This is a genomic window from Fluoribacter gormanii (assembly GCF_900156395.1).
GTDB classification, from domain to species: Bacteria; Pseudomonadota; Gammaproteobacteria; order Legionellales; family Legionellaceae; genus Legionella; species Legionella gormanii.
Genome location: NZ_FTNL01000003.1, coordinates 32,387 through 57,449 on the forward strand (window position 1 = coordinate 32,387; position 25,063 = coordinate 57,449).

Below are 25,063 nucleotides of genomic sequence, written 5' to 3' on the forward strand. Positions count from 1 at the left end.
AGGATCCTATTTATTAGGCATGTCTACTCTTTTATTCTTTGTAAAGCCTGCCCCCAACCACGATAGTCCTGTTCCACTTGGTCCAAAGACCTTTGCGGTTTAAATGCTTGCTCTACATCCCAAATTGCATGAAGCTCATCCAACGAATTAAAAATTCCGTAGCCCAAAGCCGCTAATATTGCCGCTCCTTTTGCAGTTGATTCGATATCTTTAGGTTTTTGTATCTCTAGTTGACATTGATCTGCTAAAAATTGTAAAAACCATCTATTAACCACCATTCCACCATCAACTCGCAATAGCGATAAATCCAGTTGGCTATCCTCTCTCATACAAAAACATACTTCGCGCGTTTGATAACAAACACCTTCTAATGCTGCGCGGGCGAAATGGGCTCTATTAGTAGTTAAACTCAAACCGACCATAGATGCACCAGGTGATGATAACCAATGTGGAGCACCTAAACCTGTAAACGCTGAAACTAAATAAACCCCTTCATTTCCTTTTAATGAGCTTGCCAGGGCCTCAGTTTCATCAGAGCTTGTTATTAACTTCATTGAATCACGCAGCCATCGTACAGTTGTACCTGCATGATAAATACTCCCCTCTAACCCATATACTGTTTTTCCTTGAATCTTATAAGCAATTGTTGTTAAAAGTTTATGTTGTGATAATACTGGTTTGCTACCTGTATTAAGTAACAAAAACGCACCCGTTCCAAAGGTTGCTTTTACCATTCCCGTTTTAAAACAGCCTTGGCCAATTAAAGCGGCTTGCTGATCACCCGCAACTCCTGTAATCGGCAGCTCAGTACCAAGCCACTGTTTATCAATCACCCCAAAACAGCTATCACTCGCGCAAACCTTCGGTAATACCGATTCGGGTATTTTAAAGTAATCAAGTAAATCGAAATCCCATTGTTCTTTTTTGATATTAAACAGCATGGTTCTCGAGGCGTTGGTCACATCGGTTAAATGCAAATGCTCTGTAGTTAAGCGCCAAATCAGAAAGCTATCAATGGTACCAAACGCTAAATCACCTTTATCCGCGAGCTCTTTTGCTTCTGAATGATTTTCTAGAAGCCATTTTAGTTTGGTTGCAGAAAAATAAGGATCCGGAATTAAACCGGTTTTCTCTTGAATCATAGATTCATCAATTGCCAAGCTATGGCAATATTCGGCTGTTCTGCGATCTTGCCATACAATAGCCGGAGCAAGACATTTTCCTGTTCTTTTATCCCAAATTACTGTAGTTTCTCTTTGGTTTGTTACACCACAACAGACTATTTGATCTGTTGGAATTTTAGCTACCACATCACGCATGGCAGTTATGGTTTTTTGCCATATTTCTTCTGGGTCATGCTCAACCCAGCCGGTTTGAGGATAATATTGAGTGAGTGGATATTGACTACTAGCAACTAACTCTCCCGATACGCTATATATCATGGCACGCGTACTACTCGTTCCTTGATCAATTGCAAGTAAATAATTCATTGTTGCAGAGTTCCTTGTCCCAGCTATTATGTGTATATTGATAAGTGTATACCTTTTTTCTGGAGACCAAAATATGAATTCGGTTTTTGATGTTGCAATTATTGGAGGCGGCATCAATGGCTGTGGCTGTGCTGCAGATGCAGCATTAAGAGGATTATCTGTGGTGCTCTTGGAACAGGATGATTTAGCATCTAAAACATCCTCAAGCAGTACCAAGCTTATTCATGGCGGATTAAGATATTTAGAAAATTATGAATTTAGTCTGGTTAAAAAGGCAATAATTGAACGACAAAGACTTTTAGATCTGGCACCACATTTAGTACATCCCCAGGCTCTCGTTCTTCCCTATGAAAAACACATGCGTTCTGCATGGTTTTTGCGTTTTGGGTTATTCATTTACGATCATTTAAGTGGAAAAAATCGTCTACCTAAATGCAAAATGATTTATAGGAAAAGTAAAAAGGGTTATTTTGACTCCCTTATCGATAAACTCAATATGGGTTTTCTATTTTATGATGCAGTTACTGATGATGCTCGGTTGACTATTGTTAACGCACTTCAAGCAAAAAATCATGGGGCAAGCATACGAACTCAATCAACAGTAATTCATACGGAAGTAGTTAATAATTTGTGGCAGTTGACAATACAACCTAAAACTGGTCCAAATTATAAGCTCTACGCAAAATCAATAATTAATGCAGCAGGTCCGTGGGTTAAATCAGTTGAAGAACTTACGAAAATTCCAGATCGGCAAAAAGTCAGTTTAATTAAAGGAAGCCATATTATCGTACCCCAGATTTATGAAGGGAATCACGCCTATTTATTACAACACCAAGACAGACGCATCATCTTTGTGATTCCTTATCACGGATTTAGTATGATAGGCACAACTGATATCCCATTAACTGATAAACCTGATGATGCGAGTATTAGCAATCAAGAAATTCAATATTTAGTTGATTTAGTCAATTCATATTTTACATGCAAGATATCCAAAGATGATATTATTTATACTTGGAGTGGCGTCCGCGCCTTACTTGCTGATGAGAATAAGGAGGCCAGGACTTTAAGTCGCGACTATTCATATATAGTCCACCATAAACCAGCACCAATCGTGACAATTTATGGCGGCAAAATTACAACGTACCGCCAATTGGCTGAAGAAGTTATAAACCAGCTTAATCAATGTTTTCCCAAAATTAGTCCGTCGATTAGCGCATCAACTCCTCTACCAGGGGCAATTTTTGAAGGAATGAATTTTGAGCAGTATGTGCATTATGCTGAAAAGAAATACAGATGGATGGATCCAATCTTACTTAACCGTTATCTATATACTTATGGAAGTTGCATGGAGCTATTTCTTGCCAACTGTACTAGTCAGGAGTCCTTGGGGAAAAAATACTGCACTTACCTTTATCAGGTCGAAGTAGATTATTTGATTTTGGAAGAATGGGCACAAAATTGTGATGATATACTCAAACGACGAACCAAGCTCGATTTAATAATTGATGAACGAGGCAAGAAAGAACTCGCAAATTACTTATCACGAGTTACTTCGTTTCCTTCTGTTGAAGTTCCTCTTTTATTGCACTAACATCAACTGCTACTGCTTGCTCAACCAGTTCCTTTAATGTAGAAGCTGGCATACTGCCAGCATTCGAATAAATAACAATTCCTTCTTTGAACACCATCAGATGCGGGATCGAGCGTATTTCAAAAAAATCAGACAATTGTTGTTCTGCTTCAATATTAACTTTAGCAAATTTTATATTAGGAAACTGCTCAGCTACTTGCTCATAAACCTTAGAAAATTGTTTGCATGGAGCACACCAGTCAGCCCAAAAATCAATGAATACAATGCTATTTTCATCAATTAAAGATTGGAATTCCGCACTGGATACATTGAGACTGGTCATATTGCTTCCTTAATTTCGATTGAATTAACAATTTTTTGAAAAACATCATCTACATCACCAGTACCACTAATACTATGAAACTCAGGAGCGCTTTGATCGCCACTCTCTGCCCATGACTTATAGTAATTAACTAAGGGAGCCGTTTGACTGCGATAAACTTCGAGCCGTTTTCTTACCGTTTCTTCTTTATCATCTTCACGTTGAATTAAAGGGTCACCAGTAATATCATCTAGCCCCTCACGCTTGGGAGGATGGTTTTGGATATGATAAACACGTCCTGAAGGTTGATGGATTCGTCGCCCGCTGATTCGTTTGATAATTTCCTCATCATCCACAGCAATTTCAATAACATGATCCAAATAAATTCCAGCTTGTTTCAGAGCATCTGCCTGAACAATTGTCCTGGGGAAACCATCGAACAGAAACCCTTTAGTACAATCACTCTTTTTTAAACGTTCTTTAACTAATCCAATAATAATTTCGTCGGATACCAGACCACCTGTTTCCATAATTTTTTTAGCACTTAGTCCTAAGGGCGTTCCCTGCGCAATAGCTGCACGCAGCATATCACCAGTGGAGATTTGCGGAATTTGATAACGTTCAATCAAACGCAAAGCCTGGGTTCCTTTTCCAGCGCCCGGCCCACCCAAAAGCATTAATCGCATTAAAAACTCCTTAGTGATCTATATCAGTTTTAATTACTGATATATTATTACTTATTAAACTATATAAATTCAAATGCAACCCGGATTCTATTTCATCAATCCAGGGTTACCACCTTTTAAAACTCTAAAACCAAAATCCTGATTTTAATGATTTTTTACACGAATTGAGTTGCATTGCATAAAGTTGTGAACGTGCTTTTACTTTACGTGCAACAGGCATTAACCATGACTTTCTCATATAAGTTCTACGTTGATAACCACCTATACCTTCATGATAGGCCAAATATAGCGCATAAGCATCAGTTCGAGGAATTCTTGCTTTTTTATACGCTTCATTTGCATACCAACCTATAAAATCCACACCATCAGCAAAATTATCACGTGAAGCAAACCATCCACCACAATTTTGTTTGTAATGACTCCAAGTTCCATGTAATGCTTGGGTGTACCCATAAGCTGACGAAGGTCTTTTCCAGGGAATGACACAAAAGAGTTTCTTACGTGGCGGCCGAGCTCGAGCATTAAATTTTGATTCCTGATGAATAATAGCCATTTGTACAGGAATAGGAACCCGCCATCGGCGCTCAACATCCTTAGCATCTCGATACCACTTGGGATGCTGCTTAAATATACTACACAGGTTGTTTATATCTGCAGGGGGATGACTAACACAAGCAGTAAGAAAAAAAGTAAACAACAAAAAAACGATACGTAATTTCTTAAAAAATTGTAATAAAGCGTCCATGAGCAACCAAACAATAAAAACATCATTTTAACAAATTTGATAACTACAATCTACGCTTGCATGATGAACTCAGGATATGCTTTTGTTTCTAAAAACAAACTACTATTGCCCTGCTTTTCCCCATGCTAATATAGAGCTTATTCAAAATAAGTTAAGCTAAACCAATGACCATTCTTGTATTCGATATAGAAACAATTCCTGATGTTGAAGCTGGCCGTAATTTATATGACTTACATGGACTATCAGATAAGGACACTGCAGAAGCAATGTTTGCATTGCGTCGAGCTAAGGTAGGTAACGATTTCTTACCTCACTATTTACAAAAAATTTGCGCTATTTCTTTAGTTATGAGTCATGGTTCACAGATAAAAGTTTGGTCTTTAGGTGATGAATTTTCTGATGAAAAAGAATTAATAACCCGATTTTTTTCTGGAATTGACAAACATACCCCAACGTTAGTCAGCTGGAATGGTAGTGGCTTTGATTTACCAGTGCTGCATTACCGCGCTTTGTTACACGGAATTACAGCACCTACCTATTGGGAAATCGGTGAAAATCAACAGAATTTTCGTTGGAACAATTATTTAAGTCGATTTCATTACCGACATATTGATCTCATGGATGTGATTGCAGGATATCAAAATAAAGCCTTTGCTCCCCTGGATGAAATCTCCAGCATGCTTGGATTCCCTGGGAAAATGGGTATGAGTGGTTCTAAAGTATGGGAACAGTATTCATTAGGTCAACTAAAAAGTATTCGGGATTATTGTGAGACCGATGTGCTCAATACATACTGTGTTTTTTTACGATTTGAACTAATGCGTGGTGTGCTTCAAAATGAAGAATATAACCATGCCCTCGAGTTACTTAAAATGTATTTAAAATCCGAGCAAGAAAAAAAACACCTACAAGAATTTTTAAATAACATGGCATAAAACTGTCGTGATGAGAGTGTTCATAGCCTGGGTGCCGCATGGCCAAACCGGGATATGAGACACACTGTATTCCCGTGTTCCACTTCGCTAAGCCAAGGCTACATTGATTTTTTAAAAAGGCCGATGCCCCTCAAAGGTAGATTCTAAGCGGTCTGCCTCAATAATAGTCAGTGCATCTTTATATTCTTTACTTTGCAAATGCTCCAAAGTCTTTGCAAAACGCTCTATTCCTAAGTTTCTATACTCATCCATACTTACAGATTTTGCTTCATTTGCCAATTGGGTCCATGACCAAAGAGTAATCCACCACTCAACAACAGGTTTATAAGCGTTATACCATGCCCATATTGAATCCGAGAGCTTTTCTTTCCCGAAATAAGCGCTTAAATAAGCTAATTCTTGCTCTTTGCTGAGCTTCGCCTCTATAGCAAAATAAGCAAGGTCCCACATAAAATCGTTATTACTTGAGTATTCCCAATCAATTTGATAGAACATTTCTTGCTTCTTTGTTCCATCAAGTGCTCTCATATAGTTTAAAGGCGTCGAATCATTGTGACATGGGCACATTTCAATTTTATAAGAAGAGAATAGTTTCTTTAAATAAGACATTTGCTCTATTACAAAATCAACTTTCTCAGGAAAAACAAAACTTTTAATTTTTAATTGTTCAAGCAATTGCTCATTACGATCGAATACAGCAGTGTCATTCTCAAAGCGTTCTGAGGTATGTAGCTTTTTTGCCATACCAGCTAAGGTGTGCAATATATCAACTCGTTGTAATGTTTCCTTATCTAAATTCTGCACCCCTTCTATAAATTTCGTGAGTTGTAATCCATCTGGTTCAATGTGCTCTATAGGAACATTAAGACCTAATATGGATGCCTTACGCGCGTTATCTGCTTCATCCTTACGCGATACTGAAAATGACGATACATCTCCAGGAATTCGTAATACCCACCGTGACGGTTTTTTACTTTCAATAAGGGCCGGGTTGATCCCAGAAATTTTTGAGAGCAATTTAGAATAGTTATGTTCAGTTTGTACTCTATAAACAATATTTGTCATTCCACCTGACATTAATTTTAATCTTAATACATCGAGTCCCACTTTAGAAAGCAATGGAATACGATGAATCGTTGGCAATAAACTCATATACTTTTGAGTTAAATCCACCATATTTTTCCATTTGTGATTTACCAATGACGCCTTGAACTGCGAGGTTGGATCAAGTAGACTAAGGATGTAAATGATTAAATGTTCATTGATTCTGGGTTTGCCACTATCTTCGTCAAAAAAATGCCATTTCATAAGATTTTTTCGCAAAATTGAACATCAAACGAGTATATAAAATTTAGACACAGAATTACAAGACAGCACACTTAAAGAAAAAATTAAACAAAAAGGGCTCTTGCTATGACTGAACCCCTTATTCCTATAACAAAAAAACAGGCGCTTATATTTACCTGCTTTTTTGTCATGTATGAGTTTCTAACTTATATAGCAAACGACATGATCATGCCTGGCATGGTTCAAGTAGTTCGTTCATTTCATGCACCAGAATCGGCTGTAGCTACCTCTTTGAGCGTTTATATTCTCGGTGGCGCAAGCTTACAGATTCTCTTAGGGCCTATATCCGATAGTTATGGACGTAGACCGATGATGATACTTGGAGCATTTCTATTTTTTATTTTCACTTTATTTATTGCTTGCTCGAATTCGATGAGTCAATTTTTAATTGCGCGCTTTTTTCAAGGCATGGGCTTATGCTTTATTGGAGTAATAGGCTATGCAACCATTCAGGAGATTTTCGAAGAAATGGATGCGATTCGCTTAATAGCCATTATGGCTAATATTGCGATCCTTGCGCCATTACTTGGACCTCTTATTGGGGCGATGGTCATTCATTATACTTCATGGCGTTACATCTTTGTGGCTATTGCACTAGGCGCTCTTATTGTATTATGGGGATTATGGCGATATATGCCTGAGCCGATAGGCCAAATGAAGAGAAATGGTGAGTTAACGCCCAAAACTAAATTCTCAGCAAATAAAGTGCTACGGAACTATAAGGACTTGTTTACCAATAGAACATTTTGTTTTGCAACTTTAGCGGCAGGTACAGTCGGCATTCCCTGTATTGCCTGGATTGCATTAGCACCTATTATTTTTATTGTTGAGGCAAAACTTACAGTAATTCAATATGGGCTTTGGCAACTTCCAGTATTTGGTGCAACCATTTTAGGCAATTGGTTTTTACACAAATTAACGTATGAGTACAAAATTAAACAAATAGTTTTTCTAGGATGTATTATCCTGATGGTTGGAGCAGTTTTAACTTCTTTGCTTCCCTATCTTTTTGGTAATGCCTATTATTATTTGCTTCCTGGAACAATTATTTACTTTTTTGCACTGAGTGTTATTAGTGCGCCTTTAAACAGATACTGCCTTTTTGTAACTCCGGTAAGCAAGGGTACTGCCTCTGCACTAGTTAGCCTATGTGTCATGGTTGTTGGTGCGATAGGAACAGAAGTAGCCAATTTATTTTATAAGCAGCATAATAACCTTCATTTTGGTCTTTATTGTAATGCAATCGAGTTTATCTTCCTGGTATTTATAGGTTTAACTTTTTTACCCAAAAATCCGGTTGCAGATAAAAGTAATGCCGATTTGGGTGATACAATTTAACGCATAGTCGAGACACTATGTATCCTAATGTTGCTCTTTACTATAGAGTTAAAGATCTTAAAGTATCTGCACAAAGACTCCCATATAAGCTAAATAGAACAAAACAAGCTTAAATTATGAAGACAACTCATAATGGTTTTAATAACGATAACTCTAACTTGAATTTTTATTAAATTCATATTAAATCTATTAAGTTATCCAATGCTCTTTATTGCCATCATTTATTCTTAAGGACAAGAAATGCTAAAGAAAATCCAACTATTCTCTTTATTCATTGCAACTGCATTTATCTCCACTGTTTCGGCAGAAACATACAGAGTTGCAGCCACAAAAGACACTGTAACACTCGGCCTTTTTACAATGGATAAAACACCTGTAGTTAAAGTTCACTCTGGAGATTCTGTGTCTTTAGAAACTTGGAATAGTTGTTTGCATGAAATGGTCTTTAATAAAACAACACCGGCTGAAATTGCAAAATTCTATACAAAACATGACATTCAAAAAAGACGAGGTATGCATAGCTTAACCGGTCCTGTTTATATTGAAGAAGCAGAGCCCGGGGATGTACTCGAGATTCGAGTATTAGATATCAAATTAAATGATTTTGGATACAACTTTTTAAGCCCAACACAAGGAATTTTATCAGAGTTTACTAAACCAAGAATTATGTACTTCAAATATAACAAAGAAAAAAACTCCACCGAGTTCACCAAAGGCATATGCTTACGCCTAAAGCCTTTTCCAGGAGTTATTGCAGTTGCCCCGCCTCGAGATTGGCCTGATGGATGGCCTGTGAATTTAGAAACTCATATGGGCCAACCTGTTCCAGGACAATTTAACTCAGTCCCTCCAGGTCCTTTTGGAGGAAACCTCGATCAGCCAAGCCTGCAAGCTGGATCCATTCTTTATCTGCCCGTTTTTCAAAAAGGTGCGTTGGTTTGGACAGGTGATTCGCATGCGATGCAGAGTAATGGAGAGATTGATGTCACAGCACTGGAGACCTCCTATGAAGGAATAACCCTGCAATTTATTGTAAGAAAAGACTTAAAAGCCGAAGGAGTATTTGATAAAACCAAACGAAATGGAAGTAATTTATTCACATGGCCTATTGTCGAAAATGCTGAGGAATGGATAATAATGGGGTTACATGAAAACCTGTTTGAAGCGATGCAGCTTGCCTCCAGGAATGCAATTGACTTTTTAGTACGCACTCAAGGGTTCACTCCACAAGAAAGTTATCAATTTTTAAGTATGGTAGGAGATTTCAATATTCCCGAAGCGGTTAATGTCATTAAAAACGTAGCTGTTCATATTCCTAAAGAAGCCTTCATACGCTATGGGAAGACAACCACGCTTAGCTCTGAAGGCAAGTTCCCGCTAACAGTGCCCAAGGTCAATGAAAAGGCAACCTGTGAGCCCCAAGAAGGCAAAATTGTTGAGTAACATTTAGGTGAAATAATGAATAAGATCTCAGTTTACTTATACTTATATTTGATGGCTTCAGCTGCCTTAGCCACCCCAATTGTGCTTGATAATAAAACAAATTACCCTGCAAAAAATAATGAAGGAAAAATTGCAATACAATGGGCAGCATCAGCAGAGGCCATTCAAGAGCGCAATAGATCCATCATCAATGGTTCAAAATTGGACTCTAGATCCCTAAAGACTCTTTCTCAAAAAGGGCAAATCGAACTCAATCTACCTAATCAGGCACAGTACTTTAGAGTAGTAGTATGGTCAACAGACCAAAAGGAGCCCGACTTACTTACAAACTGGGTCAATATTGTTCCCAATAAAACCTATATTTTAAATCAGGACCAACTTGCATCAGCAGTACTGGTTTCTGGAGCCGGCTGTTAGTCCATCAATACTCATCTAAGCTTGTGGACTATTTAGTCTGCAGGCTTATAAATAGTCATTAATATGTACTAAGTACCATGGTTTTAAGATCTGATTTAGCCTAAAGATATTGAATCTGGTTTTAGAAAGCGATATGGTAAAAGATGTAAAAAAACATGTGTATATCAATGCTTTTAAAAGAAAAATTATGATTCGATTTCTATTTTTTATCTTGTTTATTCTGATAAATTGCATTGATATTGTGAATGCAAAAACCTCCGAGTCCATTTCGTCAAAATCAACTAAACCCAAATATGTAACTAACAACTCCAGTATCAGCTCCAACCCTGCTGCAGTCAACGTAACCACTGGTTCGGGTGCAATTCAACGTTACTTACAGAAAAAACTAGGTATTGAAAATAATCACGGGATTATGGTCCAGGGTGCCTGGATTGGTGACACGAATAAATTATTTTCAGGAGGAATACCCGATGCTGATCGTGTCACATCAAACAGCGTGTTTTTATTGGATCTTACTGTAGACACGGAGCAATTTAATGGATGGAAAGGCGGGTTATTTAGTGCCCAGTTTCTGCAACAAAATGCACAAAATACAAATGCCCAAGCAGGCATTATTCAAGGTTATAACTCATTACCCGATGTTTACCCTTTTAATCGTTCCGAGCTTTATGCTCTGTGGTATAGACAAGAACTTTTTGATAAGAAAATGTTTGTTCGAATTGGCAAAACCATCACTACGCTTGATTTTAATAATGTAATCAAACCCGCCCCTCTTAGCTCCGATGAACCTAATATTCCTGCGGTAACAAGCTTAATTTATACTCCGATTTTTATTAATCCAGCAGTAGATGGAGTCATGCCTGGCTATACGAATACAGCATATGGCATTACTGCGACCTGGGCTCCAATTGCTCAATGGTATCTTTCTTATGGAATATATGATGGCAATTTAGCCAGTGGCAAACAAACAGGTTTAAGTGGCCCAACTTTCAATGGGAACTATTTCCAGGTAAGTGAAACTGGTGGGGCCTGGACTCTAGGTAAGAACCATCGACCTGGTACGGCAGGAATAGGAGTATGGCATCAGACAGGTTTGATTCGTCAACACAATCTATCCGAAATGGGAGCGACTGGTGCTTATTTATTTGGTTCTCAACGTTTATGGTATCGCCACCCTGGATATGACATAAGCGGTATTTCTGCGTTTTATCAATTGAGTATCAATAATTCCAGTGTTTTATCAATGAAGCGATCCATTGGCGCAGGCTTTACTCTATTTGGCCTTATTGCAAACCGTGAAGGCGACTCTTTAGGTGCAGGATTTTCTCTTGCTTGGCTCAATCACAGAATCACGAACCGCTCCTCTGAGTTAATGTATCAAATTTATTACCAGGCAAAATTAATGGCTAATGTTTACCTAGAACCGGCACTTTCATACATTCCCTCCCCTGGTCAGGATAATCATTTACCCCCCGCGTTCGCAGGAACAGTACGCGCTATTGTGCTGGCATAAAATCTACTGCTTTTAATTAAGCATCAATCAGTATAATCATTGAATTTACGGAAACAATTAAATACTATAAGATCAATCATTTTACATAAATAAAAATTAATGATTAGTATTGTGTTTCAATTAACAAAGAGAATCGTTTTTGTTTGTTCTCATTGTGCAACAATCTAAGTATCAATAGACCAAGGCTCGTTAGGTTATATTTTACAAGGGAGTAAAAATTATGACTGTTGAACTCATACAAACAGGAAAAGAAGATACAAATGATTACGAACAAAACTTACGAGACTTAGGTTACACTGAGCTAGACAATCATCTTAAAGAAGATATTATTGCCATCTGGAGTTTTCTTTGCAATGAAGACCTGGTATTTAAAGGCTTGAAAAAATTTGTTATAGCATATTTTGCATTTACCCAGCATGAAAAGAAAACGTTACGCCAATTTTTCGATGAATGGGGCAGCAAAAATCATTTTAACATGCCGGAATCTTTTGAGATTAGTAAAGAATTTAAAACCAGCCCGCAGTTCCAATATCCCAAACACACTCCTGTTCTGTATGGTGAGTTGACAGCTGACCTGTTTAATAACATCCTACTAAGAAATGGTTATTTATCTGCTGACGCGGGTGCAGGTCCCAAGCATGGAAAATGGGCTCACTCCATTCAGTTTTTTCTTTTAGAAGAAGCACGAAAAGAAGGAATTTTGAAATTGTATGCTCAGACAACTTGCCAATTTGTGCAAACAATCTCACAAATTAAAGGCCCTTTTGAAGGATTAAGTTTATGGGATATTCTGTTTGACTCTTTTGAGGATCATATTTTTACTTACCCTAATAATATTACTACGATCCTGTCCAGCGCTTGGGACACTTCGGACGCAGCAAAATTTTTAGCCACAAAGTTAAATGCTTTTGATGAAAAATTTAATCGTATCGCGCATGATGAAAACTGCTATGATGCATATGCTAAGCAAAAATATTTAAGTAGATTGAATGAAGCAAGTTATATTTTTTATAAAGAAAAATGTGCTTTATTATGGTTTACACCGAAAGATAAAAAGGACACGCCTAACTCGGACTTATTACTTCCTTTATGTGACCTTAAGTTAGGATCTTGAGAATAGACCAACTCATCTTTTCCTTTATTGAAAAGATGAGTTGGGACAATTAAGGTTAATGCTACCGATGAGCTGGATGAGACTCTTTGAGTAAGAAGGTAGCAATCAACAAACTGGCTAAAAAACATATTGGCATTACCATTAAGGCAATTTGGTAACTTGCAACACTATATACATGTGCCCCATTCACAACATGCCATAAGTTAGTATGCTGTAATATGTAACCTACCAATGGCTGGAATATAGCACCGCCTATCACTACAGAAAGATTATTAAAACCTGAAGCAGTACCAACCAAATCAGGTGCGTTATTTTCTTTGACCACTGCAAAACTTACCGTTTGTCCACCTGCTCCTAATCCCAGTACAAAGAGAATAATGGGAGTCCATCCATAAGATAATCCAGGCAAATACAATAGAACCAATGTTGCAAACAAGCCTAAAACTGAACTAATAATCAGAGCAATACGTCGACTTTCAATCTTATCACTGAACCATCCTAAAAGAGGACTCCCGACACCTATTCCAATCCAAATCATACTGCATAATCCTGAAGCAGCTACCACGCTTATTTGCAATTTTTCTTGTAAATATGGAACACCCCAGAGTGCAGCAAAAACTGCGATGGGAGCCCATATCGTAAAAGCATAAGATCCTATTATCCAAGTATAACTATGTTTGCATACAGCAAGAAGTCGTTTCCATTCATCCCTTAGGTAATGCTCAGGAACTGATTGACTCTTCTGGTGTGGGTAATCTCTGATATACAACCAAAAAAATGCTGCTAAAATAAAGCCAATAATCGAAAGAATAAAACTTGCATTACGCCATCCTACAGCTTGAATTAAATAGGCAAGAGGCATTTCGCCAAAGATAGCACCTACCGAACTCATCAGTTGGGCTACCCCTGCCAAAATGGCAAAATAATAAGGAGGAAACCAACGTGATAAAAGGACCAGCACACCAATAAATGAAAATGCAGAGCCAATTCCAATAAGAAACCTTCCAATACATGCCGTTAGCACACTGTCTGTTGATGCAAAAAAAGCGGACCCAAGCGCACACAGGATAATAGCAAAAGTCATTAATTTACGTGGACCATAACGATCATATAACACACCTGCAGGTAATTGCGTTGGAGCATATGCGTAAAAATAAAAAGCAGATATAACCCCAAACCCTTGACCGGTAACCCCAAAAGTTTTCATCATGGATTCAGCCATAACACTTGGTGCTACTTGCAAAATAAACTCGTATAAATAAAAAGATGCGGCAAGGAAGAAAATAAAATAAGCGGCTGCAAGACTTGTGCTCGCTCCTTGATGTGTTTTATCTGAATGGTTTTCGCTCAATTTAAGGTCACTCCGTTTGAAATTCCACATTTAAGCCTATACGTATTAATTTTGTCAATACGTTCTTAATACATAAAAGACATATAGAAGATAATATAGGGCAAGTTTTATGTTTAACCCGGGTTTTGCTGCACCGCACCCAAATTTTTTCTTTAAAATTATTTGGTTACTGGATAAATTGCACCCAAAATCACAGGGCGTCGTGAGCCAGTAATAGTACTTAAATCCACTGGAATTCGATTAACCGTTTGAGCAGCAAACCAGGCAAACATCATCGCTTCCAAATAATCGGGACTAATACCAACTTCAGAAATGCTCATTACACTAGTCTGCGGCAATAATTGAGCAATCAATTGTAATAAAGCAAGATTGTGGGCGCCTCCGCCACACAAGTACATTCTTTTGACATGTTCTTTTTCGTTTAATACTGCAACTGTAATTGTTTTAGCAGTAAATGCAAGCAGGGTCTTTTGTATATCTACAGGTCGATATCCTTCTTTTAAATAACGTTCTAGCCATGATAAAGAAAAATATTCTTTACCTATACTTTTGGGGGCTGAAGAAATAATAAAAGAATCAGACATTAGTGTTTCAAGAAGTGGTTCAATCACTTCGCCCTGCTGTGCCCATGCCCCTTCTGCATCATAAGCTAATCCTTGGTGTTTCATAATCCATGCATCCATTAAACAATTTCCAGGTCCTATGTCCCAGCCTTTAATTGGTTCACTCGCATTAATAAAAGTAATATTGGCAATGCCACCTATGTTTACTACAGCAATATAGTTATTTTCATCTTTAAACAATTGCTGATGATAAAGAGGAGCGAATGGTGCCCCTTGCCCTCCTAACACTAAATCACGAGTCCTAAAATCTGCTACAACAGTGATTCCCGTTAATTCAGAAATAGTATGGGCACATCCTAACTGTAGGGTATATGGAATATCGCAAGTGGTATCATGACACACAGTTTGACCATGACTTCCAATGGCGCAAATATCATTGGCTGATAATTTTACTTTTTGCAACAGTTCATTAACTGCATATGCAAACTCTTTTCCGATTAATGTATTCAATTGGCAAATAGAAGCAAGACTTAAATCTGAGCCAGAAAGCAGCCTCTCAATACGAGTTTTCACTTCTTTACTGTATTTTTTAGTGATTCCACAAAGCAGAATATTTTTTGATACATCGACAAGCGCGGTATCAATACCATCCATACTTGTTCCAGACATCAAACCTATATACAAAGACATTAATTGCTCCTCACATCATCACTAAATTATATTAGAACGAGTAGATTTTAGCCTGGGCGCAGTGAAGCGGTACCTAGAAAATTTTTGATAGAGTAACCCGGGTTTCGCGTCGCGAGCACCCAGGCCCAAACTCATCCAAACTAAAAATATCCTACAATCTGAAACAAGTATAAAAGTTATTTGTGGTAATTTCAGCTATCTCATCAAACGTCATATTACGAAGATCTGCTATAGCCTGGGCTACATACTTCACAAGAGCAGGATGATTTTGTTTGCCACGATATGGGACAGGGGCCAAATAAGGTGCATCTGTTTCAATAAGTATTCTATCCAAAGGCACTTTTCGAGCTACCTCTTGAAGTGCAATTGCGTTTTTAAAGGTAACAATTCCTGAAAATGAAATATAAAAATTTAAATCCATGGCTTTATGTGCTATGTCTAAGCTCTCGGCAAAACAATGCATTACGCCGCCAATTTTTTGGGCATTTTCCTCTGCCATTAATGCTATTGTATCTTCTGCCGCTTGCCGAGTATGAATAATCAATGGCTTCGAAGATTTTAAAGCAGCCTTTATATGCTCTCTAAATAAGTTGCGCTGCACCTCTCGTGCTTCTTCAGTATGGGTTCGATAATAATCCAAACCTGTTTCACCTATCGCAATACATGCTGGATTCGCTGCTAAATCACATAACATTTGCGACGTAACTGGAAATTCCATTTCAGTATTTGGATGAACTCCCACTGAAATACTGATATCAGGGTATTCAGCGGCAAGTTGTTCTAATTTGGGATAGTCATTTAGTTCAACACAAACACATAAAAAATGCTGCACGTCATTTTCTTTTGCTTGCGCTAGGACATTAGCCATATCATTTTTAAAATCAGATAAATCAAGAAAATTTAAATGACAATGCGAATCAACTAACATGGAGTAACCTCATAAAATATTGATCAACTCAAACATAAGACAATAGGAATTATTTTTTTACGCTGAATTAATTTACATTGTATCTGTTAACTGAGAAGATTTTAACATGCCTGCTAGATAGGTCTCTATTTTATTACACAAATAACGGCTATTTTCCCCAATAAATTGCACTCCAACACCTGGCACTTTATTACCTTGGGCTCCTTTAGGTGTAATCCAAACCACTTTACCATCAACTACATAGAGCTCATCTTCATCCATTAATTTAACCAAGAGCTTGACTATTGAACCAAACTCATAATTCGAATTAGTTCGGATAAATAGCCCGCCTCCTTTTACAAAAGGCATATAAGCCAGATACAGCGCTGATTCATTAATAAACGAGCAACTAATCTGTTGTATAGATTCCATCACAGATCTCCTTTAAACATCCTGGATTTCCAATCAGAGCAAATGTTCATCCCGTTTTTTATCGGAAAACCTTTGATTCACTATATAGTCCCAGTAATAAATCTTCTAATGCCAAAGTTTGATTTACATTCATATTATGGCTTAATTTTCGTTGTAATGTATTTATTTTGTCGATTTGAGAAAAAATCGTTATGGAATCTATTTTAGACATTAAATGGTTTAACTGGTGAATAGCTGGTCCCGTTGCTACTGCGCCATTAATTTGCATCACCTGTATTTGCGCATACACTAAATAAAGAAGCCACAGTAATGCACCAAACTCAAACTGACTCCATTTGGCTGCCACCATACTTGGATGTTGCCTTTGTTCCATTACAGCTATTATTCCATCCAAAATAAATTCAGATTGTTTAATAATCATCGCCTGCTCCGACTCTTCGGGAAAATACTCAGCCAATCGCAAAAAATTAGTACGTAATAAATCATCAGGCGATGCAAAACGTACGATCTGACATCTACTTAAAACTGTAGGTAATAAAGTACTTAATTGTTGAGCTAAAAGTAAAAATATGGTTTGTTGTGCAGGTTCTTCCAAAATTTTTAGTAATGAGTTTGCAGCAGCGGTGTTCATTCGTTCGGCAGATTCAATCACAATCAGACGATATTGGGCTCGCTGGGGAGTTAAATAAGCATAACTTTGTAATTCTCTGATTTGATCGATTTTAATTGGTCCACCACTTTTTTCTGGTTTAACCCACTGCACATCAGGATGTTCGCCACGAGCAACCATTTGACAATCGGCACATTGAAAACAAGGTTCCTTTTCTTTCTTTTTACAGAAAATCAATTGAGTTAACTTTCTGACAAAATCTTTAAAGGCATAATCAAATGCTCCAACACATAACATCGATTGAGGAATACGATGATTTACCCACGCAGATTGAATCTGGTCCCATTGTGATTGATACCTGTTCTTTTCATCAAGTGAGGAAAGGTTCTGCAGCTCCTTGCTATCACTCATTGCTGCTGCTCTATAAATTCATTCATTGTATGTCGAATAGCCTGTTGCACTTCCTGTAATGAGTGTCGCGCATCGATAGTTACCGTATTCGAGCTCATTTCAACATGCCGAATATAGCTTTCATGGACTCGATGAAAAAAATCAATCGATTGCTGCTCAATCCTGTCAATCTCGCCTCTAGATTTAACTCGAGTCATTCCTTCTTCAGGGCCAATATCCAAATATAAAGTCAAATCCGGTTTAAATCCCCGCAGTGCAAAAGAAGATAATTGATTAATCACTTCTTGATCTAATCCCCTTCCACCACCTTGATATGCCATAGTTGATAATTCAAACCGGTCTGCAATAACCCAAATTCCCTGACGCAATGAAGGCTTAATAACTTCCTCGAGAAGCTGAATTCTGGCTGTATAGAGTAATAACAACTCGCTTCGATCATCCAAAATATCCCTATATTCTGGATTTTTAATTAGATCACGTAGAATCTCACCTATTACTGTACCACCTGGCTCTCTAGTTGTTAGGGTTTTAATATGTCTTTTTTCAAGCAGTTCTATAACCGTCTTTATTGCAGTGGACTTACCAGCCCCCTCCAATCCTTCAATAACAATTAACTTCCCGGTTGAAAACAACATTAGAAATCCTTCCGTTTATATTGATTAATTGCTTGTTTTTGTTGCTGGTAAGTTTCTGAGAACTGATGAGCTCCATCCCCTTTAGCAACAAAATATAAATAATTAGATAATTGAGGGTGGGCTGCGGCATCTAATGACTCTTTGCCAACCATAGCAATCGGTGTTGGAGGCAATCCTCTATGATGGTATGAATTATAAGGTGAATCGATTAGTAAATCGTTATGAGATAATTTTCCCTTATATGCAGCTCCTAAACCATAGATTACCGTCGGATCCATCTGCAAAGGCATATTTTTATTTAAACGGTTGATCATGACGCCAGAAATAAGCTTGCGTTCTTGTGGAATAGCGGTTTCCTTTTCAATTATTGAAGCCGCTATTAGCAATTCATACGGATTTTTATAGGGCAAGTTCGGTGCTCTATTGACCCAACTCATAGTCAAATAATTAATTAAATTACGATGAGCATGCTCTAACAAACTTTTACCTGTACTACCACCGCGATATTGATAGGTGTCAGCAAGCAATAGTCCTTCAGCATTAGGATGATTATCTTTAATGAAATTCCAATCCTCTGGACGATAATTCAAATAAGATGCTTTTAGTAAATCTTGGGATATTTTTTGCTGGGTTGTCCCTGCAATAATTGTAAAATTTTGCGTTAAAACATCTCCTGCTACAACTCGATGCACTAACTGCATTGCAGTTTCACCTGGATTTATTTGGTACACGCCAGCTTTGAGTTGAGAAGACAAGCCTGAAAAACGAATCATCGTTAGAAGCACTGTACTTGAACGGATTAAATTTTTATCTTTTAATATTTTTACAAATTGTGAAGCCGAAGCAGTTCGGTCAAGAGTAATAATGACCGGAGAATTCTGCTTGGGAACAATAGGTTTAGTAATTTGAATATAGGTAAACAAAAAGAAAATAAAAAAAGACATAAAAAACATTAGAACATAAAGTACCAGTTTTTTATGTCTTGGTAACGTCATTTATACACGCTTAAATATTAAGCTACCATTTGTTCCACCAAAACCGAGTGAGTTACTCAGAACATAATTTATAGATCGTTTTTGGGGCGTATGGGGTACATAATTCAAATCACATCCCTCATCTGGATTATCCAGATTAATAGTTGGCGGAGCAATTTGATCTCTAATTGCTAAAACACTAAATATTGCTTCCACAGCACCAGCAGCACCCAATAAATGACCTGTCATTGATTTTGTAGAACTGACAGCTAAATCATAAGCATGTTGTTTAAATATGCGCTTAATCGCTTTTGTTTCATTTAAATCATTAAGATAGGTCGAAGTACCATGTGCATTGATATAATCAACTTGTTCAGGGTCAATACCTGCATCATGTATGGCTGCTTCCATTGCACGAGCAGCACCATCAGCATCATCATCAGGAGCAGTGATATGAAAAGCATCACCAGACATACCAAACCCTACTAGTTCAGCATAAATTTTTGCGCCTCGAGCTTTGGCATGTTCGTATTCTTCCAACACAAGAACACCTGCCCCCTCACCCATAACAAAACCATCCCTATCTTTATCAAATGGTCTTGATGCTTTTTCAGGTTCATCATTACGTTTAGATAGAGATCGCACTGCAGAAAATCCAGCTAAGCAAAGTGGGGTTAAGGTCATTTCAGCCCCACCACATAACATAACATCGGCATCGCCATAAGCAATCATTCGTGCAGCTAGACCAATATTATGTGTTCCTGTAGTACAGGCAGTAACAACAGAAATATTGGGACCTTTAAGCTGATGCCTAATTGAAATCTGTCCAGCAACCATATTTATGATACCTGCTGGAATAAAAAATGGAGAAACTTTTCGAGGGCCACCCGCCATCAATTTATCCTGGTTATTGGTAATTGTCTGGATGCCACCAATACCTGCACCCACAGCTACACCAATACGATTTGAAAGATTTGCGTCAATCTTCAATCCCGAATCCAGCATTGCTTCATCAGCTGCAGCAATACCATATTGGGTAAATGCATCCATTTTACGCGCATCTTTAAGCGCAACGTAGTTCTCAATATTAAAATTCTTAACCTTAGCCCAAATGCGAGAGCTGTATTCGTTGGCATCAAACTCATCTGCCAAAACAACACCACTTACACCAGCTAATATATTTCGCCAAGTTTCTTCTACATTAAGACCGACAGGGGTAATCATACCCATACCAGTAATGACTATACGCCGCTTATTCAATGAAAGCTCCTCGTAAAACGCTCCCATTTCTCTCCCTCGTACATAAGGGAGAGAACGAGATAAAAGCAAATAGTTATGCTTCTTCTTTATTTAAATTAGATTCAATATAATCAATCGCTTCTTGAATCGTGGTGATTTTTTCAGCTTTCTCATCAGGAATTTCTGTTTCAAATTCTTCTTCAAGAGCCATAACCAATTCCACAGTATCTAAAGAATCAGCACCTAAATCATCGACAAATGATGCATCATTCTTTAGCTCTTCTTCTTTAACACCTAGTTGTTCAACAACAATTTTGCGAACACGCTCTTCAACTGTACTCATAACTTGATTTTCCTCTTTCGGTTGATAGAAATTTAAAAAAACTTCGGATTATTTAACATACTACTTCCACTTAATTTTTTTTACTTGGTCAATAAACCAAAATACATTTTTAGCCTAATCAATCAATTATATTTTTAAGTAATCCCAAACAACCAAAGTTAAATGGAAGTGGTATAGTTTATTCATTTATACAGATAACGCAAGTGCATTTAGTCCATATACATACCGCCATTGACATGAATTGTTTCACCTGTGATATATTTAGCACTGTCTGATGCTAGAAATGCTACTGCTTCAGCTATATCCTTGGGCTCTCCTAGCTTACGCATAGGAATTCTCTTTAACATTTCGTCCTTTACCATATCAGGCAATGCAGCAGTCATATCTGTATCAATAAAACCAGGTGCAACAACATTAACAGTGATCCCTCTACTCCCAACTTCTTGAGCTAAGGACTTACTGAAACCAACAATACCTGCTTTTGCTGCAGTATAGTTCACCTGACCTGAATTTCCACTTGAACCAACCACTGATCCAATAGAAATTATACGTCCCCATCGTGCTCTAAACATGGGCTTTATACAAATTTTAGACACTTTGTATATTGAATTCAAATTCGTTTCAATTACCTTATACCACTCGTCATCATCCATGCGCAGTAATAAATTGTCAGATGTTATCCCTGCATTATTCACTAATATCGACGGAGATTGATTCTCATGAGACAACTCACCGATTACTTGTTCTATTTGCTCCGAATTTGTAACGTCAAGGACCAAGCCTTTTCCAGATAGTTTTTCCTTTTCAAAATAGGCATTAATCGATTGAGCACCTTGCTCTGTAGTAGCTGTACCAAATACAAAAGCACCTTGCTGCGCCAATTTAAGGGCTATAGCCTGACCTATTCCTCGGCTTGCACCTGTAACCAAGGCAATCTTTCCCTCTAGACTCATCATGTATTTCCTCAATAGAAAATGTTTATTTTTTATAGGTTATATCTTTGGACAAACTATGCAAATTGCTCTTCAACCTGATCCAGACTAATAGTATCGTAAACGCTAATAGTAGTTAAACTTCTGTCTATTCTTTTAATTAATCCGCCCAACACTTTTCCTGGGCCACACTCCAAAATAAGTTCTATACCATTATTTTTAAAGAGCTGGATTGTTTCAACCCAACGAACGGGGCTATATAATTGTTCTTTTAACTTTTCACGTATGTGTTGTACAGAATGGTAGATGCTTAAATCAACGTTACTTACTACATCAGTCTTTGTGTTTTTAAATTCAATTTTAGTCAAATATTCAGCAAAAGATGCGGCAGCTTCAGATAATAAGGGGCAATGACATGGAACACTTACTGGAATCACTTTGGCCAGACGAGCTCCAGCTTCCTCAGCTAATCCGAGTATTCGCGTAACGGCTGGTGTATGTCCCGCAACAACGACTTGTCCAATTGCGTTATAATTAGCTGGTGTTACAACCTCATTTTCTTGACTGGCTTGCTCGCAGAGAGATTTTACTTGCTCATCGGTTAAGCCCACAATTGCAGCCATAGCACCAAGACCCAAAGGTATTGCATTTTGCATTACCTGTCCTCGACGAGCTACTAAACATGCGGCATCAAATAATGACAATGCATCAGCGCAAACTAATGCAGCGTATTCACCCAGACTATGGCCAGCCATAATAATTGGTTGGGCAACACCTTGTTCCATCAATACTCTATATACGGCCACATCGGCAGTAAGCATTGCGACTTGTGTATGCTCTGTTTGATTTAGTTTTTCTTCCGGTCCATGTTGCACAAGTTTCCATAAATCATAACCTACTGCTTCTGATGCCTCCGCAAAAGTTTTTACAACAATAGGATACTGCAACTCAAAATCAGCCAACATACCAACTGATTGTGAACCTTGCCCAGGAAATACAAATGCTGTTTTTACCATTTAAAAATAGCTCCGAACTAAGAATTTAATTCAAAAAGTTGACTCAAATAAATTATTAATAGCGAATTACCATAGCTCCCCAAGTCATTCCACCACCGAAGGACTCAATCAATAATAACTCATCTCTTTTAATCTGATTGGTCCGAATAGAATGATCCAGAGCCAAGGGAATAGATGCAGCCGAAGTATTACCCTGGCTACCGATAGTAACAATCACTTGTGACATAGGAAGGTCAAGCTTTTTAGCAATGGCCTGAATGATACGCATATTTGCTTGATGAGGAATTAACCATTGGATATCAGATTTTTTCAAATGGCTCGCCTGTAGAACCTCATCAACAACATCGCCCATAATTTTGACAGCAATTTTAAACACTTCATTACCACGCATGCTGATCGTTGCACGTTGATTATCAAATGTTGCATTACTAAGATTTAATAATTTTTCAGCATCATAAGAGGAATGTAACACACTTCCCATAATTCCTTGTTTATCACTGGCGCTTAAAACCACTGCTCCAGCACCATCGCCAAATAAAACACAGGTTGATCGATCAGTCCAATCTACTGCTCTGGACATGCTTTCACTACCAATAACAAGAACATTTTTTGCTGTACCGGATGTAATATACTGTTTTGCAATATCCATCACGTAAACAAAACCACTACATGCAGCACCGACATCAAAAGCAGGTATAGGTCGTTTGATTTTTAAAGCATGCTGCACATAACACGCCACTCCGGGAAAAAAATGATCCGGAGTACACGTAGCAACCAATATTAAATCGATTTCATCAGCATTCAAACCTGAAGCAATCAACGCCTGCTCAGCAGCCTTGGAAGCCATATACGAGGTTGTTTCATGAGGTTGCGCGATGCTACGGCTGCTGATGCCGGTTCTGGTAACAATCCACTCATCGGTAGTGTCCAACATTGACTCAATTTCAAGATTGGTAAGTTGTTTTTCAGGAATATAACTTCCGGTACCACGTATTACAGCATTATTCATAACAGCAATCCCTGATTTATAAAATCATTTATTTGGACACGTACTAAATCTACTACGTTATTTTTAACTTCAAGAACTGCTTGTTCAATAGCATGTTGAAATCCTAATTCATTTGCGCCACCATGGCTTTTTACTACAATGCCATTTAAACCGAGCATACTTGCGCCATTATAACGAGAAGGATCAAAGCGCTTCTTAAGATGCTTTAATGCCGGACGCGCAATTAAAGCAGAAAGTTTGGTAAACCAGTTTCTGTTAAATGACTCCATGAGTAAACTTACAAACAACTTTGCAAGACCTTCACTCGCCTTTAAGGCGACATTACCCACAAAACCATCACAAACAACCAGATCCACATCTCCGGTATAAAAATGATCACCTTCCACATAACCTACATAGTTCATAATCTCGCATTCAGCAAGCATGTGGGCTGTGCGTTTTACCTGATCATTTCCCTTCATTTCTTCCACGCCAATATTCAATAGGGCGATTTTAGGCTTAGGCTTATTCGCCACCGCTTGTACTAGCGCAGATCCCATGACTGCAAACTGAAATAAATGTTCTGCACATGAATCAACGTTAGCACCCAAGTCAATCACCCATGTTCTACCTTTCATAGTTGGTAGTTCGGAAACAATTGCGGGCCTATCGATTCCAGGCAGCGTCTTTAAGACATAACGTGCTGTAGCCATTAAAGCACCAGTATTCCCAGCACTAACACAAGCCTGGGCCATACCTTCTTTCACCAAATTAATGGCTACACGCATGGAAGAATCTTTTTTATTTCGCAAAGCATGTGAAGGCAACTCATCCATAGTAACTACTTCAGAAGCATGAACTATGGAAAATTGATTTGAAGACGCTACGCCCTGTTTTTTTAGAATAGCACTAATCTTGTCGTGAACTCCGACAAGAATAAGTTTCAAATCAGGATCATTCTTTGCTGCGCGAATACAGGCAGGAATCACAACATTCAAACCATGATCCCCACCCATCGCATCAATTGCAATGGTGATATTTTTCAAGAA

Annotated in this window: 25 protein-coding genes; 7 read left to right on the plus strand and 18 right to left on the minus strand. The window is 37.9% G+C overall.

Annotated features, from left to right (window positions below; genetic code table 11):
- Positions 1–23: 23 nt before the first annotated feature.
- Entirely contained in the window at positions 24–1,490 is a 1,467-nt protein-coding gene (glpK, locus tag BW930_RS02835) for a glycerol kinase GlpK (protein ID WP_058469033.1), read from the minus strand.
- Positions 1,491–1,563: 73 nt separating this feature from the next.
- On the opposite strand from glpK, the gene glpD reads away from it, so the two are divergent.
- Positions 1,564–3,084 (plus strand): glycerol-3-phosphate dehydrogenase, encoded by a 1,521-nt coding sequence (gene glpD / locus BW930_RS02840; RefSeq protein ID WP_058469034.1) that lies wholly within the window; start codon positions 1,564–1,566, stop codon positions 3,082–3,084.
- Here glpD and BW930_RS02845 read toward each other — a convergent pair.
- The 3 genes from BW930_RS02845 to BW930_RS02855 form a co-directional block, all read right to left on the minus strand.
- Positions 3,041–3,406 carry a thioredoxin family protein gene (locus tag BW930_RS02845; protein ID WP_058469035.1) on the minus strand — a complete coding sequence of 122 codons (366 nt, stop codon included), beginning with the start codon at positions 3,404–3,406 and terminating at the stop codon, positions 3,041–3,043. The genes glpD and BW930_RS02845 overlap by 44 nt on opposite strands.
- Complete coding sequence (adk, locus tag BW930_RS02850) at positions 3,403–4,071, minus strand: adenylate kinase (protein ID WP_058469036.1); 669 nt, start codon at positions 4,069–4,071, stop codon at positions 3,403–3,405. The genes BW930_RS02845 and adk overlap by 4 nt, the downstream gene beginning before the upstream one ends.
- A 124-nt stretch (positions 4,072–4,195) precedes the next feature.
- A complete protein-coding gene (locus BW930_RS02855) occupies positions 4,196–4,816 on the minus strand; it encodes a transglycosylase SLT domain-containing protein (RefSeq protein ID WP_058469037.1) in 621 nt (206 codons plus the stop codon).
- Between the two features lie 164 nt (positions 4,817–4,980).
- Between BW930_RS02855 and BW930_RS02860 the strand changes: the two genes are divergently transcribed.
- A complete protein-coding gene (locus BW930_RS02860) occupies positions 4,981–5,751 on the plus strand; it encodes a 3'-5' exonuclease (RefSeq protein ID WP_058469038.1) in 771 nt (256 codons plus the stop codon).
- Between the two features lie 111 nt (positions 5,752–5,862).
- Here BW930_RS02860 and BW930_RS02865 read toward each other — a convergent pair whose 3' ends face one another.
- A complete protein-coding gene (locus tag BW930_RS02865; protein WP_058469039.1) occupies positions 5,863–7,059 on the minus strand; it encodes a phosphotransferase in 1,197 nt (398 codons plus the stop codon).
- A gap of 105 nt (positions 7,060–7,164) precedes the next feature.
- On the opposite strand from BW930_RS02865, the gene BW930_RS02870 reads away from it, so the two are divergent.
- The 5 genes from BW930_RS02870 to BW930_RS02890 all read left to right on the plus strand — a co-directional run bounded on the left by BW930_RS02870 (position 7,165) and on the right by BW930_RS02890 (position 12,923).
- Positions 7,165–8,436: an MFS transporter gene (locus BW930_RS02870; RefSeq protein ID WP_058469040.1), complete on the plus strand. Its 1,272-nt coding sequence runs from the start codon at positions 7,165–7,167 to the stop codon at positions 8,434–8,436.
- Between the two features lie 240 nt (positions 8,437–8,676).
- Positions 8,677–9,879, plus strand: coding sequence for an acetamidase/formamidase family protein (locus BW930_RS02875; RefSeq protein WP_058469041.1), 1,203 nt, complete (start codon positions 8,677–8,679; stop codon positions 9,877–9,879).
- Between the two features lie 15 nt (positions 9,880–9,894).
- Positions 9,895–10,296, plus strand: coding sequence for a hypothetical protein (locus BW930_RS02880; protein ID WP_058469042.1), 402 nt, complete (start codon positions 9,895–9,897; stop codon positions 10,294–10,296).
- Positions 10,297–10,483: 187 nt separating this feature from the next.
- A complete protein-coding gene (locus tag BW930_RS02885) occupies positions 10,484–11,809 on the plus strand; it encodes a carbohydrate porin (RefSeq protein WP_058469196.1) in 1,326 nt (441 codons plus the stop codon).
- Between the two features lie 220 nt (positions 11,810–12,029).
- Positions 12,030–12,923, plus strand: a complete 894-nt coding sequence (locus BW930_RS02890) for a LirA/MavJ family T4SS effector (protein ID WP_058469043.1) — start codon at positions 12,030–12,032, stop codon at positions 12,921–12,923.
- 61 nt (positions 12,924–12,984) lie between these two features.
- Here BW930_RS02890 and BW930_RS02895 read toward each other — a convergent pair whose 3' ends face one another.
- The 13 genes from BW930_RS02895 to plsX all read right to left on the minus strand — a co-directional run bounded on the left by BW930_RS02895 (position 12,985) and on the right by plsX (position 25,060).
- Positions 12,985–14,274 (minus strand): MFS transporter, encoded by a 1,290-nt coding sequence (locus BW930_RS02895; protein ID WP_058469197.1) that lies wholly within the window; start codon positions 14,272–14,274, stop codon positions 12,985–12,987.
- A 158-nt stretch (positions 14,275–14,432) separates the two neighbouring features.
- Entirely contained in the window at positions 14,433–15,527 is a 1,095-nt protein-coding gene (locus BW930_RS02900) for an anhydro-N-acetylmuramic acid kinase (protein ID WP_058469044.1), read from the minus strand.
- 151 nt (positions 15,528–15,678) lie between these two features.
- Entirely contained in the window at positions 15,679–16,455 is a 777-nt protein-coding gene (locus tag BW930_RS02905; RefSeq protein ID WP_058469045.1) for a TatD family hydrolase, read from the minus strand.
- A gap of 72 nt (positions 16,456–16,527) precedes the next feature.
- Positions 16,528–16,866 (minus strand): PilZ domain-containing protein, encoded by a 339-nt coding sequence (locus BW930_RS02910; protein ID WP_058469046.1) that lies wholly within the window; start codon positions 16,864–16,866, stop codon positions 16,528–16,530.
- Between the two features lie 58 nt (positions 16,867–16,924).
- Complete coding sequence (locus BW930_RS02915) at positions 16,925–17,887, minus strand: DNA polymerase III subunit delta' C-terminal domain-containing protein (RefSeq protein ID WP_058469047.1); 963 nt, start codon at positions 17,885–17,887, stop codon at positions 16,925–16,927.
- Positions 17,884–18,522: a dTMP kinase gene (gene tmk / locus BW930_RS02920; protein WP_058469048.1), complete on the minus strand. Its 639-nt coding sequence runs from the start codon at positions 18,520–18,522 to the stop codon at positions 17,884–17,886. The genes BW930_RS02915 and tmk overlap by 4 nt, the downstream gene beginning before the upstream one ends.
- The gene (mltG, locus tag BW930_RS02925) at positions 18,522–19,517 is read right to left on the minus strand and encodes an endolytic transglycosylase MltG (RefSeq protein WP_058469049.1); all 996 of its coding nucleotides are present in this window, start codon (positions 19,515–19,517) and stop codon (positions 18,522–18,524) included. Before mltG ends, tmk begins: the two co-directional genes overlap by 1 nt.
- Positions 19,518–20,756, minus strand: a complete 1,239-nt coding sequence (gene fabF, locus BW930_RS02930; RefSeq protein ID WP_058469198.1) for a beta-ketoacyl-ACP synthase II — start codon at positions 20,754–20,756, stop codon at positions 19,518–19,520.
- 73 nt (positions 20,757–20,829) lie between these two features.
- Complete coding sequence (gene acpP, locus BW930_RS02935) at positions 20,830–21,078, minus strand: acyl carrier protein (RefSeq protein WP_003631752.1); 249 nt, start codon at positions 21,076–21,078, stop codon at positions 20,830–20,832.
- Positions 21,079–21,287: 209 nt separating this feature from the next.
- Positions 21,288–22,034 (minus strand): 3-oxoacyl-ACP reductase FabG, encoded by a 747-nt coding sequence (gene fabG, locus BW930_RS02940; protein ID WP_058469050.1) that lies wholly within the window; start codon positions 22,032–22,034, stop codon positions 21,288–21,290.
- A gap of 53 nt (positions 22,035–22,087) precedes the next feature.
- A complete protein-coding gene (fabD, locus tag BW930_RS02945; RefSeq protein ID WP_058469051.1) occupies positions 22,088–23,026 on the minus strand; it encodes an ACP S-malonyltransferase in 939 nt (312 codons plus the stop codon).
- Between the two features lie 55 nt (positions 23,027–23,081).
- Positions 23,082–24,035: a beta-ketoacyl-ACP synthase III gene (locus tag BW930_RS02950; RefSeq protein ID WP_058469052.1), complete on the minus strand. Its 954-nt coding sequence runs from the start codon at positions 24,033–24,035 to the stop codon at positions 23,082–23,084.
- The gene (gene plsX / locus BW930_RS02955) at positions 24,032–25,060 is read right to left on the minus strand and encodes a phosphate acyltransferase PlsX (protein ID WP_058469053.1); all 1,029 of its coding nucleotides are present in this window, start codon (positions 25,058–25,060) and stop codon (positions 24,032–24,034) included. The genes BW930_RS02950 and plsX overlap by 4 nt, the downstream gene beginning before the upstream one ends.
- Positions 25,061–25,063 lie beyond the last annotated feature (3 nt).